This is a genomic window from Nonomuraea sp. NPDC050153, assembly GCF_044460125.1.
Taxonomy (GTDB): Bacteria; Actinomycetota; Actinomycetes; order Streptosporangiales; family Streptosporangiaceae; genus Nonomuraea.
Genome location: NZ_JBITJQ010000004.1, coordinates 12,333 through 28,684 on the forward strand (window position 1 = coordinate 12,333; position 16,352 = coordinate 28,684).

The 16,352-nt window shown below is 68.8% G+C and carries 16 protein-coding genes; 10 read left to right on the plus strand and 6 right to left on the minus strand.

Features of this window, described 5'->3' with window-relative positions; translation table 11 throughout:
* Window positions 1-609: 609 nt before the first annotated feature.
* The 10 genes from ACIBQ1_RS12110 (at window position 610) to ACIBQ1_RS12155 (ending at window position 9,741) form a co-directional block, all read left to right on the plus strand.
* A complete protein-coding gene (locus ACIBQ1_RS12110; RefSeq protein WP_397276786.1) occupies window positions 610-1,485 on the plus strand; it encodes an ABC transporter substrate-binding protein in 876 nt (291 codons plus the stop codon).
* Window positions 1,482-2,291, plus strand: coding sequence for an ABC transporter permease (locus tag ACIBQ1_RS12115; protein ID WP_397276787.1), 810 nt, complete (start codon window positions 1,482-1,484; stop codon window positions 2,289-2,291). The genes ACIBQ1_RS12110 and ACIBQ1_RS12115 overlap by 4 nt, the downstream gene beginning before the upstream one ends.
* Window positions 2,288-3,064: an ABC transporter permease gene (locus ACIBQ1_RS12120; RefSeq protein WP_397276789.1), complete on the plus strand. Its 777-nt coding sequence runs from the start codon at window positions 2,288-2,290 to the stop codon at window positions 3,062-3,064. The genes ACIBQ1_RS12115 and ACIBQ1_RS12120 overlap by 4 nt, the downstream gene beginning before the upstream one ends.
* Window positions 3,065-3,078: 14 nt before the next feature.
* Complete coding sequence (locus ACIBQ1_RS12125; RefSeq protein ID WP_397276790.1) at window positions 3,079-4,527, plus strand: dihydroorotase family protein; 1,449 nt, start codon at window positions 3,079-3,081, stop codon at window positions 4,525-4,527.
* 93 nt (window positions 4,528-4,620) lie between these two features.
* Window positions 4,621-5,604 (plus strand): ABC transporter substrate-binding protein, encoded by a 984-nt coding sequence (locus ACIBQ1_RS12130; protein WP_397276792.1) that lies wholly within the window; start codon window positions 4,621-4,623, stop codon window positions 5,602-5,604.
* Complete coding sequence (locus ACIBQ1_RS12135) at window positions 5,601-6,374, plus strand: ABC transporter permease (protein WP_397276793.1); 774 nt, start codon at window positions 5,601-5,603, stop codon at window positions 6,372-6,374. The genes ACIBQ1_RS12130 and ACIBQ1_RS12135 overlap by 4 nt, the downstream gene beginning before the upstream one ends.
* Window positions 6,371-7,150, plus strand: coding sequence for an ABC transporter permease (locus ACIBQ1_RS12140; protein ID WP_397276795.1), 780 nt, complete (start codon window positions 6,371-6,373; stop codon window positions 7,148-7,150). Before ACIBQ1_RS12135 ends, ACIBQ1_RS12140 begins: the two co-directional genes overlap by 4 nt.
* A 58-nt stretch (window positions 7,151-7,208) precedes the next feature.
* Window positions 7,209-8,162, plus strand: coding sequence for an ABC transporter substrate-binding protein (locus tag ACIBQ1_RS12145; protein ID WP_397276797.1), 954 nt, complete (start codon window positions 7,209-7,211; stop codon window positions 8,160-8,162).
* Window positions 8,159-8,938: an ABC transporter permease gene (locus tag ACIBQ1_RS12150; RefSeq protein WP_397276798.1), complete on the plus strand. Its 780-nt coding sequence runs from the start codon at window positions 8,159-8,161 to the stop codon at window positions 8,936-8,938. The genes ACIBQ1_RS12145 and ACIBQ1_RS12150 overlap by 4 nt, the downstream gene beginning before the upstream one ends.
* Complete coding sequence (locus tag ACIBQ1_RS12155; protein ID WP_397276800.1) at window positions 8,935-9,741, plus strand: ABC transporter permease; 807 nt, start codon at window positions 8,935-8,937, stop codon at window positions 9,739-9,741. Before ACIBQ1_RS12150 ends, ACIBQ1_RS12155 begins: the two co-directional genes overlap by 4 nt.
* A 1-nt stretch (window position 9,742) precedes the next feature.
* Here ACIBQ1_RS12155 and ACIBQ1_RS12160 read toward each other — a convergent pair whose 3' ends face one another.
* The 6 genes from ACIBQ1_RS12160 to ACIBQ1_RS12185 form a co-directional block, all read right to left on the minus strand.
* On the minus strand, window positions 9,743-10,186 hold the full coding sequence (locus ACIBQ1_RS12160; protein ID WP_397276802.1) for a hypothetical protein: 444 nt from the start codon (window positions 10,184-10,186) through the stop codon (window positions 9,743-9,745).
* A 6-nt stretch (window positions 10,187-10,192) separates the two neighbouring features.
* Entirely contained in the window at window positions 10,193-11,566 is a 1,374-nt protein-coding gene (locus ACIBQ1_RS12165; protein WP_397276803.1) for an aldehyde dehydrogenase family protein, read from the minus strand.
* A 121-nt stretch (window positions 11,567-11,687) separates the two neighbouring features.
* Window positions 11,688-12,275 carry an ATP/GTP-binding protein gene (locus ACIBQ1_RS12170; protein ID WP_350730304.1) on the minus strand — a complete coding sequence of 196 codons (588 nt, stop codon included), beginning with the start codon at window positions 12,273-12,275 and terminating at the stop codon, window positions 11,688-11,690.
* The gene (locus ACIBQ1_RS12175; protein WP_355379271.1) at window positions 12,256-12,624 is read right to left on the minus strand and encodes a DUF742 domain-containing protein; all 369 of its coding nucleotides are present in this window, start codon (window positions 12,622-12,624) and stop codon (window positions 12,256-12,258) included. Before ACIBQ1_RS12175 ends, ACIBQ1_RS12170 begins: the two co-directional genes overlap by 20 nt.
* 50 nt (window positions 12,625-12,674) lie before the next feature.
* Window positions 12,675-13,097 carry a roadblock/LC7 domain-containing protein gene (locus ACIBQ1_RS12180; RefSeq protein ID WP_397276805.1) on the minus strand — a complete coding sequence of 141 codons (423 nt, stop codon included), beginning with the start codon at window positions 13,095-13,097 and terminating at the stop codon, window positions 12,675-12,677.
* Window positions 13,098-13,154: 57 nt separating this feature from the next.
* The gene (locus tag ACIBQ1_RS12185; protein WP_397276807.1) at window positions 13,155-15,959 is read right to left on the minus strand and encodes a nitrate- and nitrite sensing domain-containing protein; all 2,805 of its coding nucleotides are present in this window, start codon (window positions 15,957-15,959) and stop codon (window positions 13,155-13,157) included.
* Window positions 15,960-16,352: the final 393 nt, after the last annotated feature.

The following is a 16,352-nucleotide window of genomic DNA, read 5'->3' on the forward strand; positions in this document are numbered from 1 at the left end:
CCTCGCCCGCATTGCCTGGCTCGACCTGCTGCGGTCCTCCAGACGCATGCCGGGGGGCTTCCTCTATTAAGCCCGGATCCCCGCCCACAGAGGGGACAACACTCTTCACTTGCCTCCGCAACCTCTCCTCGGACGGTCTGGTGCACGAAGATCACGTTATGCAGGTTGTTTGCGGTGTGACGCCGACGCACCCTTGGGGCGAGAGCTTATTGGAGCACATCAACACGAGATCGGCCAATACCGCAAAGATCACGGTCGACACACAGCTGCACATTTTACGCAAATCACAACACCTGCCACAGGCCCTCGAAGTCAAGCCGAGTCAGAGATATTAATCGGACAAAAGGGATATATCGGTACATATGGTGATATATCTTGTTAATTTTAGGGGTTCCCGGTGCATCGGGAACTACAGGCTGCGCTAGGGTTCCAGCGTCGCTGACACCCTCAGTTACCAACACCCCCATCCCCATGGGTTCAAAGGAGACCGTAATGCGGTTCGGTGCATTAGGGCGCAGTGCCCTGATTGGGCTTGTCACCACCCTCGCCATCACCGGGTGTTCAAGTTCCGGCGACAAACCAGAAAGTTCGAGTTCCGCCGCCGGGGGCATGAAAACCGATCTTCTCGTCGGACAGTATCCAGGCGCCGACTCTGCGCCACTGTTCATCGCCATGGAGCGCGGCTTCTTCAAGGAAGAGGGCCTCAACGTCAAGCAGGAGCCCATCCAGGCTCCCCAGGCGGTGCTCCCCAAGCTCTCCAACGGCCAGATGGACGTGGTGCTGGGTAGCTACGCCACCATCCTGACCATCCAGCAGGCCGGCACCGAGAAGTTCAAGTACATCGCCGACTCCTACCAGGGCGCGCCCGGGGCCTTCGGCATCATGGTCAAGAAGGACTCCCCGATCAAGCAGGTCGCCGACCTGAAGGGCAAGAAGATCGGCGTCAACATCGTCGGCGGTCTGGGCACGCTCACGATGGCCCCCCACTTCAAGATCGCCGGCATCGACACCACCAAGGACATCAAGTACGTCGTCATCCCGACGACGGAATGGATCTCCTCGCTGGACAAGGGCAGCGTCGACGCCGTGTGGATGACGGACCCGTACGTCAGCCAGGCGAAGAAGGAGATCGGCGCCACCATGCTGCTGGACACCATGTCCGGCCCGACCGACGGTCTGCCCATCACCGGCTGGGCCGCCACGGAGAAGTGGACGCAGAACAACCCCAAGACCCTGGCCGCCTTCCAGCGGGCCATGGCCAAGGCGCAGCAGATCGCGGCCACCGACCGCAGCGCGGTCACCAAGGTCCTGCCGACCTTCACCAAGATCCCGGCTGAGACCGCCGCCACGATCAACCTGGGCGCCTACCCGACCTCGCTGAACGCGCAGCGCATCCAGCGGGTGGCGGACCTGATGTTCGACTCCCAGCTGCTCAAGCAGAAGATGGACGTCAGCTCGATGATCTACACAGCATCCCAGGGATGATGACCACGATCACCACGGCGCGGCGCGGGCAGAATCCGCTCGCCCGCGCCAAGCTGGCCAAATTCACCCGCCACGCCATCGGCGTGGCGGGTTTTCTGCTTGCCTGGCAGATTCTCGGCATGTCGGGCCTGTTCAAGTGGATGCCTCCGGCCGGGGCAACCCTGGCCAGGACGTTCTCCCTGGCCCTGGACCCGGAGTTCCTCGGGGACATCGCGGGCACGCTCACCGCCGCGGTCATCGGGCTGCCGCTGGCCGTCCTGGTCGCCGTCCCCATCGGACTCCTGCTGGGAACGGTCCCGGTGGTCGAGGAGATGACCCGGGTGTTCGTGGAATTCCTGCGGCCCATCCCCTCGGTGGCGCTGATCCCGCTGGCGCTGTTCTTCATCCAGCCGGAGATCAACGCCAAGGTGGCGCTGATCATGTTCGCCGCCTCCTGGCCGATCCTGATCAACACCATGTACGGCGTGCGCGACGTGGACCCGCTGGGCAAGGAGACGCTGCGCTCGTTCGGGTTCGGCCGCGGCGCGGTGATCTGGCGGGTCGCCCTGCCGAGCGCGGCGCCCTTCATCGCGACGGGCGTCCGGCTGGCCGCCTCCATCACGCTCATCCTGGCCATCAGCGTGGAGTACATCGTGGGCGGCTCGGTCGGCGTCGGAGGCTTCCTCATCGAGGCGAGCACCGGCATCGGCATGGACGCGATGATCGACGTCGTCGCGGTCCTGATCTGGGCCGGCGTGATCGGGCTCGTCGTCAACATCCTGCTCGCACGCGCCGAGCGGCGGCTGTTCAGGTGGCGAAACGCATGATCCTTACCCTGGTCAAGCGCCTGTGGCTGGTCCCGGTCATGTTCTTCGGCTGGGAACTGCTCTCCGGGGCGCTCGCCACTCCGTATCTCCCCGGACCGATCCTGATCGTCTCCCGGATGTACGAGCTGTGGTTCTCCGGGCCCTACATCTTCACCGAGGAAGCGGTCGACAACTTCCTGCCCAGCCTGATCAGGGTGGTCGGGTCCTGGGCCATCGCCGTGGTCATCGGCGTGGCGCTCGGGGTGGCGATCGGCAGGACCGCCTGGCTGGCCGACATCGTCGAACCGCTGATCGAGTTCGGCCGGGCCGTGCCGCCTCCCGTGATGCTCCCGATCTTCCTCGTGCTCTTCCAGATCGGCCCGCAGGTGCAGGTCGCGACCATCGTGTTCGGCATCATCTGGCCGATCCTGATCAACTCCATCGACGGCGCGCGCAACCTCGACGTGCTGAAGGTGGAGACCGCGGCCGTCTTCGGCGTGCCCGCCCGCCTGCGGTTCTTCCGGATCATCCTGCCCGCCGCGGCGCCGAAGATCTTCGCGGGCCTGCGACTGAGCGTCTCCCTGGCGCTGATCCTCATGGTCATCTCCGAGCTCAAGGCCAGCACCGAGGGATTCGGCTATCTCCTCAACATGGCCGTCAGCAGCGCCGACATGGCGGCCGTCTGGGCCAACGTCGTGCTGCTCGGCGTGCTGGGCTTCGCATTCAACTCACTGTTCCTCACGGTGGAGCGGCGCGTGCTGTCCTGGCACCGCAACGCCCACCGCCTCGCATAGGAAAGACCACTGCTGTGACCGACCTGTTGTTGAAGAACGTGAAGGTTGTCACCCACGAGCACGACGACCCCGTGGAGGCGGACATCGCCATCGCGGACGGCCGCATCGTACGGGTGGAGCCAGGACAGTCCGCCGCCGGCGAGGTGATCGACGGCGGCGGCAAGCTGGCCTTCCCCGGGGTCGTCGACGCCCACCAGCACTGGGGCATCTACAACCCGCTGCCCGAGGACACCGGGTCGGAGAGCCGCGCCAGCGCCCAGGGCGGCGTGACGACGGCGCTCACCTACATGCGGACCGGCCAGTACTACCTCAACAGGGGCGGCTCCTACGCCGAGTTCTTCCCCGAGGTGCTCAGGCAGGCCGAGGGCCGGGCCTACATCGACTACGGCTTCCACCTGGCGCCCATGTCTCGAGGGCACATCGGCGAGCTGCCCGACCTGGTCGAACGGTTCGGGGTCCCGTCGTTCAAGATCTTCATGTTCTACGGCGGGCACGGGCTGCACGGGCGCTCCGACGACCAGCGGGCGTTCCTCATGCTGCCGGAGGGCGAGCGCTACGACTACGCGCACTTCGAGTTCGTGATGCGCGGCGTACAGGCGGCCAGGGAGCGGCTTCCCGAGCTGGCCGGCGAGATCTCGCTGTCGCTGCACTGCGAGACCGCCGAGATCATGACCGCGTACACCAAGCTCGTGGAGGAGGCCGGGGACCTGAGCGGGCTGGCCGCCTACAGCGCCTCCCGGCCGCCGCACTCCGAGGGGCTGGCCGTCTTCATCGCCTCCTACCTCGCCCACGAGACGGGCCTGGCCAACGTCAACCTGCTCCACCTGTCCTCCGCCAAGGCTCTGGACGCCGCCGTACGCATGGCGGCGACGTTCCCGCACATCGACTTCCGCCGCGAGGTCACGATCGGTCACCTGCTCGCCGACATCGACACGGCCAGCGGCATCGGGGCCAAGGTCAACCCGCCGATCAGGCCCCGCGAGGACGTCGAGGCGCTGTGGGGACACGTGCTCGACGGCACCGTGGACTGGGTGGTCAGCGACCACGCCTGCTGCCGCGACGAGCTCAAGTTCGGCGAGCAGCGCGACGACGTCTTCGTGGCCAAGGCCGGGTTCGGGGGCGCCGAGTACCTGCTGCCCGGTCTGATCACCGAAGGGCGCCGCCGGGGCCTGCCGTACGGCCGGATCGCCGCGCTGACCTCGTGGAACCCCGCGAAGCGGTACGGCCTGCGCACCAAGGGCACCATCGCCCCCGGTTTCGACGCCGACATCTGCCTGGTCGACCCCGGGCAGACCTGGACGGTACGCGCGCAGGACTCGGAGTCGACGCAGGAGTACACGCCGTTCGAGGGGTTCGAGCTGACCGCCAAGGTCACCGACACCTTCGTCCGCGGCAACCACGTGCTCGACGCCGGCAAGATCGTGGGGCAGCCGGTGGGCCGCTACGTGTCCCGCCCCGCCTGAAAGCGCGTGTTCCTGCAGAGTCGATCATTCCTCGGGTACGATCACGCACAGTAACGTGTCTCGCTCTCCCAAATCCAAGTAGGAGAACCCCCCATGACACGCACACTGCGCTGTCACGTACTCGCGCTCGGCACCGCCGCCGTCCTCGCGCTCACCGGCTGCAGCGGGGGCGGCGCGCCACCGGCCTCGACCGGGCCCAACGGTCTGGAGAAGACCACCGTCAAGGTCGGGGCGCTCCCGATTCCCGACCCGGTCGCGCTCTACATCGCCCAGGCCAAGGGCTTCTTCAAGGAAGAGGGCCTGGCCGTGGAGCCGGTCACGATCACCGGCGGCGCCGCCGCGCTGCCGCAGATCGAGAGCGGCGCCCTGGACATCACGCAGACCAACTACGTGTCCTCGATCCTGGCCGCAAGCCAGGGCAAGAAGATCAAGCTGGTGGCCGACATGTACCGGGCGGCCCCCAACACCTTCGAGATCATGGTCCCCAAGGACTCGCCCATCCGGACGGTCGCGGATCTGAAGGGCAAGACCATCCTGGTCAACAACCTCAGGAACATCGCCACGCTGGCCGTCACGACCCAGCTCAAGGCGGCCGGCCTCAGCGAGGCGGACGTCAAGTTCGCCGAGAAGCCGTTCCCCGAGATGGGCAACGCGATCACCGCGGGGCAGGGTGACGCGGGCTGGATCACCGAGCCGTTCATCACGGCCAACAAGAACGCGCTCGGCTTCCGCACCATCGCCGACACGATGACGGGCCAGACCGCCGACCTGCCCATCGCGGGCTGGATGGCCACCGACGAGTGGGTCCGGCAGAACCCGAAGACGCTGGCCGCCTTCCAGCGGGCGATCTCCAAAGCGCAGCAACTCGCCTCCGGCGACCGCAAGGAGATCGAGACGGCGCTGCCGACGTACACGAAGATCGACGCCAGGACCGCCGCAGCGATCACCCTGGGCACCTACCCGAGCACCCTGGAGGCGGCGCGGCTGCAGAAGGTGGCCGACCTCATGCTCGAGTACAAGTACATCAACGGCCCGATCGACGTGAAGTCACTGATCGCGGCGAGCCCGGGCGGATGACGGGTGCCCGCCTGCTCCGCGGCGCCGTCGGCGCCGCGGGGTTTCTCCTGGCCGGAGAGCTGGTCATCCGCTTCGGCCTGGGCGAGAACCTCCTCTTTCCACCGCCTTCGACCGTCCTGTACGAAGCCGCGCTCCTCCCGGCCGACGCCAGGTTCCTGGCCGGGGTGGGCGCCACCCTCGCGAACTGGGCACTCGGCCTGCTGACCGCCGTCGCGGTGGCCGTGCCCGCGGGCGTGCTGCTCGGCGCGCTGACGCCGGTGGAGCGGGCGATCAGGCCCGTGCTCGAGTTCATGCGCCCGATCCCCTCGGTGGCCATCATCCCGCTCGCGATCCTGCTGATCCCGGTGGACGAGCTGATGAAAGTCTCCGTCATCGTGTACGCGTCCGTCTGGCCGATCCTGATCAACACCCTGTACGGCATGCGCGACGTGGACCCGCTGGCCAAGGAGTCCCTGCGCAGCTTCGGGTTCGGCGACCTGGCCGTGCTCTACCGGGTGAGCCTGCCCAGCGCCGCCCCGTTCGTCGCGACCGGGGTCAGGATCGCCGCCGGGATCGCGCTCGTCCTCGCGGTCAGCGCCGAGCTGGTGGCCGGCGGCGTGGACGGGATCGGCGTGTACGTGACCGTGGCAGGCAACGGCAACCGGACCGACCTCATGATGGCGGCGACGTTCTGGGCCGGGCTGTTCGGCGTGATCGCGAACCTGGCCCTGCTCGCCGGCGAGCGCCGCCTGTTCCGCTGGCACCACGCGCGGACCGGGGCGGCTTCGTGAAGGCGGTCGCCAGGCTCTGGGTGGTCCCGGTGGTGCTGGTCGTCTGGGAGATCATGGGGCGGGCGATCGGGGACACCGATTTCCCGCCGCCCACGACGATCGCCGTCCGCATGTACGAGCTGTGGTTCTCCGGCCCGCCTTCCCGCGCCTTCCTCACCGACGACGCGATCGCGAACATCCTGCCGAGCCTCGGCCGCATGTTCGGCGGCTGGCTGCTGGCCGCGCTGATCGGGATCGTGGCGGGCACGCTGCTCGGACGTTCGCGCTCGGCGACCGACTACGTGGACCCGCTGATCGAGTTCGGCCGGGCCATCCCGCCGCCGTTGCTGCTGCCGCTGTTCCTCGTGTTGTTCAGGGCGGGCCTGACCACGCAACTGGCCACTATCGTGTTCGGAGTGATCTGGCCGGTGCTGCTCAACTCGATCGACGGTGCCAGATCCGTCGATCGCACGTACACCGACACGGCCACGGTCTTCAACCTGTCGAGGCCGCAGCGTCTGGGCCTGGTCGTCCTCCCCGCCGCCGCACCCAAGATCTTCGCCGGGCTGCGGCTGAGCCTGTCGCTGGCGCTGATCCTCATGGTGATCTCAGAGCTCATCGGCGGCACGGACGGCATCGGCTACCAGTTGCTGACGGCCATGCGCAGCTTCGACGGCGCCGGGGTGTGGGCGGCAATCGCCCTGCTGGGTGTCCTCGGCTACGTCGTCAACTCCCTGTTCGTGCTGGCGGAGCGCCGTCTGCTCGTCTGGCACAGGCAGGCCACCGGTAATTCGTGAACTCTCAGGACCGAGAAAGGCATAGGCGATGAAGCTGGCCAGGTTCGTAGTCGCGGGTATGGCGATCGCGCTGACCCTCAGCGCGTGCGGCGGAGGAGGAGAGAGCTCCACGGGCACGAGCAGCACCTCGTCCTCGGGCGGGCTGGAGAAGACCCAGCTCCTGGTGGGCGTGGTGCCGGTCCCGTCGTCGGCGCCGCTGTTCATCGCGGAGAAGCGCGGCTTCTTCAAGGAGGAGGGCCTGACCGTCAAGACGGAGATCATCCAGGCGCCGCAGGCGGTCATGCCGAAGATCCTCAACGGCAGCATGGACGCCTTCCTCACGAGCTACGTGTCGCTGATGGCCATCAACGACTCGGGCGCGGCCAAGCTCAAGCTCTTCCAGCACAGCCAGGAGGCCGCCCCCAACGTCGCCGGCGTCGTCGTGGCCAAGGGCTCCCCCATCAAGACGGCCGCCGACCTCAAGGGCAAGACCATCGCGGTCAACGTGCTCAAGGCCCTCGGCCAGACGCTGACCAACGCCCATCTGCAGGAGGCCGGGCTCAAGCCCGAGGACGTCAAGTACGTCCCTGTGCAGTTCGCCGACCAGATCGCCGCGCTGGGCTCGGGCCAGGTGGACGCGGCCTGGCTGGTCGAGCCGTTCCTGACCGCGGCCAAGAAGAGCGGCGCCACGCAGATCATCGACACCACCGACGGCGTGACGGCCGGCGTGCCGATCGACGGGTGGGGCGTCACCGAAGACTGGCTGGCCAAGAACCCGAAGACGGCCGCCGCCTTCCACCGCGCCCTGGCCAAGGCCCAGCAGATCGCGGGCACCGACAGGAAGGCGATCGACGAGGTGGTGCCGACGTACACGCAGATCCCGGCGGACGCGGCGGCGGCGATGACGCTCGGCAAGTTCTCGATGGAGGCCGACAAGGCCAGTGTCCAGAAGCTGGCCGACCTGCTGCAGGGCTACGGCTACCTCAAGACGAAGGTGGACGTGGCGCAGCTGTTCGCGCCTGTGAGCGGATGATCGAACACCGGATCGGGCGGGCGGCGCTCGGGGCCCTCGGGATCGCCGCGTTCATCGCCCTCGTCGAGCTGGCCGGGCGGCTCGGCTTGGCCCCGGCCGGGTGGCCGTACGCGTCGGCCGTGCTCGCCACGGCGGCGGAGCTGCCGCTGGAGCCGCAGTTCAGGGCCGACGTCCTGGCCACGCTGGGCGCGTGCGCGAGCGGGCTGCTGATCGCGGTCGCGGTCGCGGTCCCCGCGGGGCTGCTGCTCGGGACGGTGCCGTTCGTGGAGAAATCGGTGCGGCCGCTGGTGGAGTTCCTGCGGCCGATCCCGTCGGTATCGCTGATCCCGATCGCCATGTTCCTGTGGACCGAGAGCCAGGACGCCAAGACCGCGCTGGTCGTCTACACCTGCACCTGGCCGGTGCTGATCAACACGCTGTACGGCCTGACCGACGTCGATCCGCTGGCCAAGGACACGTTGCGGAGCTTCGGCTTCGGGCCGGTCGCCGTGGCGCTGCGGGTGAGCCTGCCGAGCGCGGCGCCCTTCATCGCGACCGGCGTGCGGATCGCGGTGTCGGTCACGCTGATCGTGGCCGTGAGCGCGGAGCTGCTGGCACCGGGCGGGGGCGGGATCGGCGCGTTCCTGTCGCTGGCCGGCAGCGCGAACCGGCTCGACCGCATGCTGGCGGCGCCGCTGTGGGCGGGGCTGATCGGGCTGGCCGCCAACCTGCTGTTCACCGCCGCCGAACGGCGCGTGTTCCGCTGGCACCGGGAACGGACGGGGGACGCCTCATGAATGCCCTTCTCTCCCGGAGGGCCTCCTTCGGCCGGCGGCTCGTGTGGTACTGGCTGCTGCCCGTGGCCGTGCTCTGCTGGGAGCTGGCCACGCGCTCCGCGCAGGCCGCGTACTTCCCGCCGCCGTCGCGGATCGTGGCCAGACTGCACGAGATGTGGTTCTCGGGGCCGTGGACGCGGGCGTTCCTGACCGACGAGGCCGTCGCCGACCTGCTGCCCAGCCTGGCCAGGCTGTTCGCGGGCTGGGCGGTGGCCTGCGTGGCCGGGATGGCGATCGGGGTCGCGCTCGGCCGCTCGCGCTGGCTGTCGGCCCTGGTGGAGCCGCTGCTGCACGTCGGCCGCTCGGTGCCGCCCACCACGCTGGTGCCGGTGTTCCTGGCGCTGTTCAAGATCGGCACCCCGATGCAGCTGGCCGCGATCGTGTACGGCGTCGTCTGGCCCGTACTGATCAACTCCATGGACGGCGCCCGCCACGTGGACCGGCAGTACATCGAGACCGGGGTCGTCTACCGGCTCGGCCCCTGGCAGCGGCTCACCCGGATCATCCTGCCCGGCGCGTCCCCCAAGATCTTCGCCGGGCTGCGGCTGAGCGTGTCGCTGGCGCTGATCATGATGATCATCTCGGAGCTGGTCGGCAGCACCGAAGGGGTCGGGCACCGGATGCTGGAGGCGCAGAGCCAGTTCGACATCCCGGCCATGTGGGCGGGGATCGTGCTGCTGGGGCTGCTGGGCATCGTGCTCAACGCCGCTTTCCTGGGGTTCGAGCGGGTGGTGCTGTCGTGGCACCGGGGTGCGAGAGGCTGACTCAGCTGACGCGACGCTCGTTGATCAGGGTGCGCTTCACGCAAACGCCGTTTTTGATCCACTGCCAGACGCGGCTGCGTGACTTGCCGTCCTCGCTCAGCACGATCATCTCGTGGAGCCGCAGGTCCTCGCCCTCGGCCTTGTACTGCCAGCTGAGGTAGATGGTGCTGCCGTCCAGCTCCCAGAACTCGCCCTTGATCCGCTCGGTGTCGAACCCGCACCGCCCGCCGCCGAGGTACGTGCCCGGGAACTCGTGCACCTCGGTGCGCCCGTCGTCCCAGATGTAGCGGTTGGTCTGGTGGTAGACGGCGTCGTCCAGGATCGCGCAGGTCATCTGGACGCGGTGCCGGTCGATCGGGTTTCCCTCTCGGTCGAGATGGAGGTACTCGCCTTCCCACTCGCCTTCGTGGCGGGCCAGCAGCGGCATGTCCCCGCGAAGTCCCATCCGGAGCTACTCCTTCGTCTGGTGCCACCAGGGGTCGGCGGCGTCGGAACGGTTGACCAGGAAGGCCCTGCGGCGGACGAACCGGCGGATGGAGGCGGCGCCCATCCGCGAGCCGCCGAGCCCCGACAGGCGGAAGGAGTGCTTCTCGCCCTCGTGCACGAGCGCGGTCAGCGAGGCGTCGTTGACGCTGATCGCACCGGCCCGCAGCCGGGCCGCCACGGCCATGGCCTGCTCCTCCGTGGCGGCGAAGACCGCGGCCGACAGCCCGTAGACCGAGTCGTTGGCCATCGCGACGGCCTCACCGGGCCCGTCCACGGCCATGACCGGCAGCACCGGGCCGAACGTCTCCTCCGTCATCACCAGCATGCCGTGATCGACGCCGGACAGCACGGTCGGGCGGCACCAGTGGCCGCCGCCGTGGCGCTCGATCCGGCCTCCCGTGTGCACGGTCGCGCCCTTGGCCACGGCGTCGGCCAGGTGCGCGGCGACGACGTCCTCCTGCCCGGGGCCGATGATCGGCCCGATCGGGCCGCCCTCGCAGGTCAGGCCCACCTTGGCGGCCCGGTCCACCAGCAGCGCGAGGAACTCGTCGTGGACCTCGCGGGCCACGTAGACGCGCTCGATCGACTGGCACGACTGCCCGGCGTTGGCGGTGCCGCCCCACAGGACGGCCGACGCGGCCCGCTCCAGGTCGGCCCCGGCCAGCACGATCGCCGGGTCCTTGCCGCCCAGCTCCAGGAACGCGGGCACGAACGCGCGGGCCGCCGCCTCGGCGACCACCCGTCCCGTCTCGACGCTGCCGGTGAAGACCACGGCGTCCACCAGATCCACCAGGGCCGCGCCCGTCGCGCCGTCGCCCTCGACGACCTCCAGCGGCAGCTCGTCAGGGACCAGCCGCATCAGCGGCTCGATGAACCTGGGAGCCACCTCGCTCGGCTTGACCAGCACCGCGCATCCCGCGGCCAGCGCGGGCACGGCGTCGATGAGGCCCAGCAGCAGCGGGAAGTTCCACGGGCTGATCACCCCGACCAGCTCGTACGGCACCACGTCGCCGCCCACGAAGACGCCGGGCAGGGAGGCGGGGGTCTCGGCGGGGGGTGCGAGGAGGGCGGGCGCCTGGCGTACCCATCGGCCGATCAGACCGGCGACGATCTGCCGCTCCAGCACCGACTCCCCCACCCTGCCGGTGTCGGCCACCAGCGCGGAGAGCAGCTCTTCGTCATCGGCCAGCGCCGCGCCGAACCTGGAGAGGATCTCGCCGCGGTCGGCGTCCAGCCAGCTCCGCTGCCGTTCGCGCAGACCGGCCGCCAGGGCGGCGAGCCGGTCGGGCGGGACGGGGGCGAGCGGCCTGTCGGCCTGCCCGGTGATCGGGTTCCTCACGTTCATGTGGTGCGGCCACGGGACATGATGCTCCTGCGATGCTCGGCGGGAGCCATTGTGATCAGGAGAGGGCCGCGGCTGTCAACGCGCTCGCGGAGGCGAAATCGGTACGAAGGATGTCCTAACCGCCCCAGCCCGGGACGGCCATGCGCACGGAGAGCGCGTGTTCGACCAGGTTGATCAGCGCGACCTTGACCGAGTCCTTGGACCTGGCGTCGAGCCGCACCAGCGGGATGTGCGGCGCCAGCGTCAGGGCGTCGCGTACCTCGGCGTCGCTGTGCGGATACTCACCGTCCCAGCCGTTGACGCCCACCACGAACGGCAGCTGGGCCTCCTCGAAGTAGTCGATCGCCGGGAAACTGTCGGAAAGTCGGCGTGTGTCCACGAGCACCACCGCGCCGATGGCACCGCGTACGAGGTCGTCCCACATGAACCAGAACCTGTGCTGACCGGGCGTCCCGAACAGGTACAGGATGAGGTCACGGTCCAGGGAGACCCGGCCGAAGTCCATGGCGACGGTCGTGGTCGACTTCAGCGGCGTCATGCCCAGATCGTCGATCCCCACGGAGGCGTCGGTCATGACGGCCTCCGTGGTCAACGGCATGATCTCCGACACCGCGCCGACGAACGTCGTCTTGCCCACCCCGAAACCTCCAGCCACCACGATCTTCGTCGAGGTGAGGCCGGGGCTAGAGCCTGCGAAGTCCACTGAGCACCCTTTCGAGCAGATTAACGTCCGGCCTGCCGTCGTCCAGCTGTGGCTGATGCACGCGGACGAGACCTTCGGCAGCCATGTCAGCGATCAGCACGCGCACCACGCCGAGGGGGATCCGCAGCAGGGCCGACACCTCTGCCACGGACCGGACCTGCCGGCACAGTTGACTGATCGCCTGGTACTCCGGCGTGATATGCGAGAACTCCCGGTGCTCGGCGGTCGCCGAGGACACCAGTGCCTCCATCGCCAGCTTTACCCGCGGCGCCGTCCGTCCACCTGTCACGGCATAGGGACGGACGGGCGATGCGGGGTCGGGATTCAGCTGCGGCTGGGACTGGGGCACAGGCTGGGGCGCCCAACCGCCGCTGTTCCATCTCGGGTCTGACACCTACATCACCTGGTCTGGCTGGCGCGCAGCTCGGCCCGCACAGCCGGAGTAAGCACCTGACCGGCGCGATCAACCATCAGCGTCATCTGGTACGCCACCAGACCCATGTCACAGTCCGGGGCCGCCAGCACCGCCAGGCACGAGCCGTCGCTGACCGACATGATCAGCATCAGCCCGCGCTGCATCTCCACGATCGTCTGGTTGACCGCACCACCCTCGAACACCCTGGCCGCACCCTGCGTCAGGCTCACCAGGCCCGACGCGATAGCGGCCAGCTGGTCAGCCCGGTCAGCCGGAAAGCCCGACGAGGCCGCCAGCGGCAGCCCGTCGGAGGAGACGACCACCGCGTGCGCGACGCCCGGGACCGTGCTGACGAAGTCGGTGATCAGCCAGTCGACGCCGCGCGCCGCGTGACTCAGCTCACTCATGCGCCCTCCTTCGTCGGACGCATGAGTGACACTCGGCTGTGTTGATCGGTCGCTCGCTCATGCTCCCTCCTCCCTGTCATTGTTTCTCGGGCCAGAGGGGAACGCCCTGCCCTCGGTGATGTCGTCGCGTGCCGCCCGGAAGCCCTGCTGGAAGCTCGAGAGCCGGTTGCGGATGCGGTCCGGTGACACCGACGGCATCGGTGTCACGCCCTTCGGCGACGCCGAGGAGTCAGCCGAGCCGGGCACCAGGTTGGCCTTGGGCACCCGCTTGGGCAGGCCCGCCGCCGTCTGGCCGTCACGTACCGGTTCCACCACTGCCTCCGCCGCGCTCCATCCTTCGTCCGCCTTGCTCGAACCCCAGCTCGCCCCGTTGTTGCGGCCGAACCAGGCCGACTCCACCGCGGCGAAGATGGGTAAGTAGTCGTCTCCCGCCGAGGCGGGCGGGGCGGCCGGGATGGAGCCCGGGTTGCCGGACTCGGTCTCGGGGAAGTCGAAGCCCGGCCGCTGCGGCGGCATGGTGTCGCGGCCCCATCCGCCCGGCGGGGGCTCGGGCACGGGCCTTCTGGGCAGTGCGCGGTCGCCGTTCCAGGACGGGCTGCGGGGCGGGGTCCAGACGTCGGAGCTGTCGTAGCCGCTGCCGATGCGCGGCTCGGACGGCCACGCGCCGGGGTCCGGCTGCCACTGCTGCGTCGGCGGCCAGTTGCCGTTCAGCTCCGGGTTCGACGGGAAGGACGGGTGGCCGGGCCCCATCTGGCCGGGCCCCATCTGGTACGTGGGCTGCGGCCAGTCCGGGGCCGGAGGCGCGGCCTGCGGCCAGTCCGTTGCCGGCGGCGCGGGGTGCGGCCCCGAGTACGGCTGCTCACCGGGACCGCCGCTCGCCGCGCCCGCGAGGGCGGGAGGCTGGTTGCCCGAGAAGGAGGGCATGCCGGCGATGTTCGGAACCTGGGAGCCGAGCATGTTCTCGGGGATGAGCACCATCGCGGTCAGGCCGCCCGAGGCGTGCGGGCGCAGCTGCACCCGGATGCCGTGCCGGTGCGCCAGCCTGGCCACCACGAACAGGCCCATGCGGCGCGACACCGACACGTCCACGCTCGGCGCGTCCGTGAGGCGGTCGTTGGCCTGGACCAGTTCGTCCTGGGTCATACCGATGCCGGCGTCGGTGATCGACAGCATCACGCCGCCGCCGTCGATCCTGCTGCCGGAGACCGTCACCCTGGTCTCGCGCGGCGAGAACGACAGGGCGTTCTCGACGAGCTCGGCGAGCAGGTGGATGACGTCGTTGACGGCCTGACCGGCCACCGAGACGCCGTCGGGCACCTGCAGCACGACCCGCTCGTAGTTCTCCACCTCGGACAACGAGGCACGGGCCACGTCGACCAGCTTGACCGGCTGGCTCCAGCGGCGCGGCGGGTCCTGGCCGGCCAGCACCAGCAGGTTCTCGCTGTTGCGCCGCATGCGGGTGGCCAGGTGGTCCAGCTTGAACAGGTTCCCGAGCCGCAACTCGTCCTGCTCGCCCTGCTCCAGCCCGTCGATCAGGGTGATCTGCCGCTCCACCAGCGTTTGGCTGCGCCGCGACAGGTTCACGAACATCGCGTTGACGTTGCTCCGCAGGCGGGCCTCCTCACCCGCCAGCCGGACCGCCTCGCGGTGCACCTCGTCGAACGCCCGCGCGACCTCGCCGATCTCGTCGTGCGTGTTCACGCCGATGGGGACGACGGGACCGGCCACGCCGTCGCTGCTCTCGCGCAGCTGCTGCACGGTCTCCGGCAGGCGGTGACCGGCGATGTCGAGGGCCTCGCCGCGCAGCTTGCGCAGCGGCCTGATGAGCGAACGGGCGATGAGCGAGATGATCGCGGTGACCACGATCAGCAGGAGCAGGATGAGGCCGCCGGAGATCAGCGCCGAGCGGTTGGCGCCTTCCTCCAAGGCGCGGGAGCGCAGGATGACGGAGGCGGACAGGTCCTTCTCCACGCTGCGCAGCGCGTCGATCTTGCCGGTGCTGACGTCGAACCAGGTGGAGACGTCCTTGTCCGGCCGGACGCCGATGCTCAGCTCCTTGCCCTCGGCGGACTGCGCCATGGCCCGCAGCCTGAACAGGTCGGTCTGGTCGACGTCCCTGCCCACGACCGTGTTGCGGTAGAGCTCAAGCTGGTCGAGGGTGGCCAGGGTCGCGAACAGCGTCTCCTCGCTCTCCTCGCGCGACTTGGCGTCGGTGAGCGCGTCCAGCTCGCCGCTGTCGAAGCCCTTCTTGTCCAGCGCGCTGGCCAGGACGCCGCGCTGCTTGGAGGCCTGCTCCTTGGCCCGGGAGATGGCGGCCATCGCGCCGGCGCTGTCCGAGACCTCGTCGTCCACCGCGACCTGGCCGACCTGGTCGTGGAACTGGAGCAGGGCCGCGATGATCTGCGAGTACTTCTGGATCATCGGGAGGGGCTGGATCTTCCCCTTGACGGCCGTCTCGCGCAGCGTCGGGATCTCCTCCAGACGGCGGAGCACGGGCCGTACGGCCTCGGCGTGGGTGTCCGAGAGCGCCTGCGCCCGCTGTTTGGCCTCGTCGATGAGGCCGTTCACACCACTGTAGGTCGTGCGGAGCTGGGCCTCTCGGGTGGCCGGGCGGCCCTGGGCGATGTAAAGGGCGGTCTGGTCGCGTTCGAAGGACAGCTCATGGGTGACGGCGCCGAGCTGCTGGCTGAGCTCGGCCACCTCTCTGAGGGTCTGATAGGTGTTGGCGTCCCTGAGCGAGGTGAACACGTTCAGTCCGCCCAGACCCACGGCCACGGCCGTGGGGACGACGATCAGCGCGATCAGGCGCGACCGCACGTGCCAGTTACCCAGCCCGAACCTGCGTGAAGGAGGGTTGGGCAACCGTCGCTTCTGATGCCCGTGCGGCTCGCGGTCGGCGGAAGCTCCAGCGCTCTGCGTTCTCACTTGCCTTCGCAACCTCTCGCCCCTGGAGGGGAATTCTCGGTGACCATGCAGGTAAATGCACGTGGGGCATTATGTACGTCTAGATAGGCGTCATTTGAGCACAGCAGTTGGCGCGGGCCAACCACTACTAGTGCCCCATTGAGGCGTTTATCCCCGATTGTCCAAATATTTCGGCAGAATCGGTGAGGTTACCCTCTAACTGGTGAAACAGGCAACAGAAGAGCGTCCAGCGAGCCTCTTCCGCGCTCGTGGAATATTCGACTGACTAGCCTCATCAGTAACAGTCGTCCCGCCGATCCCCTCCTTTCACAAACCGGACAAACATCAATC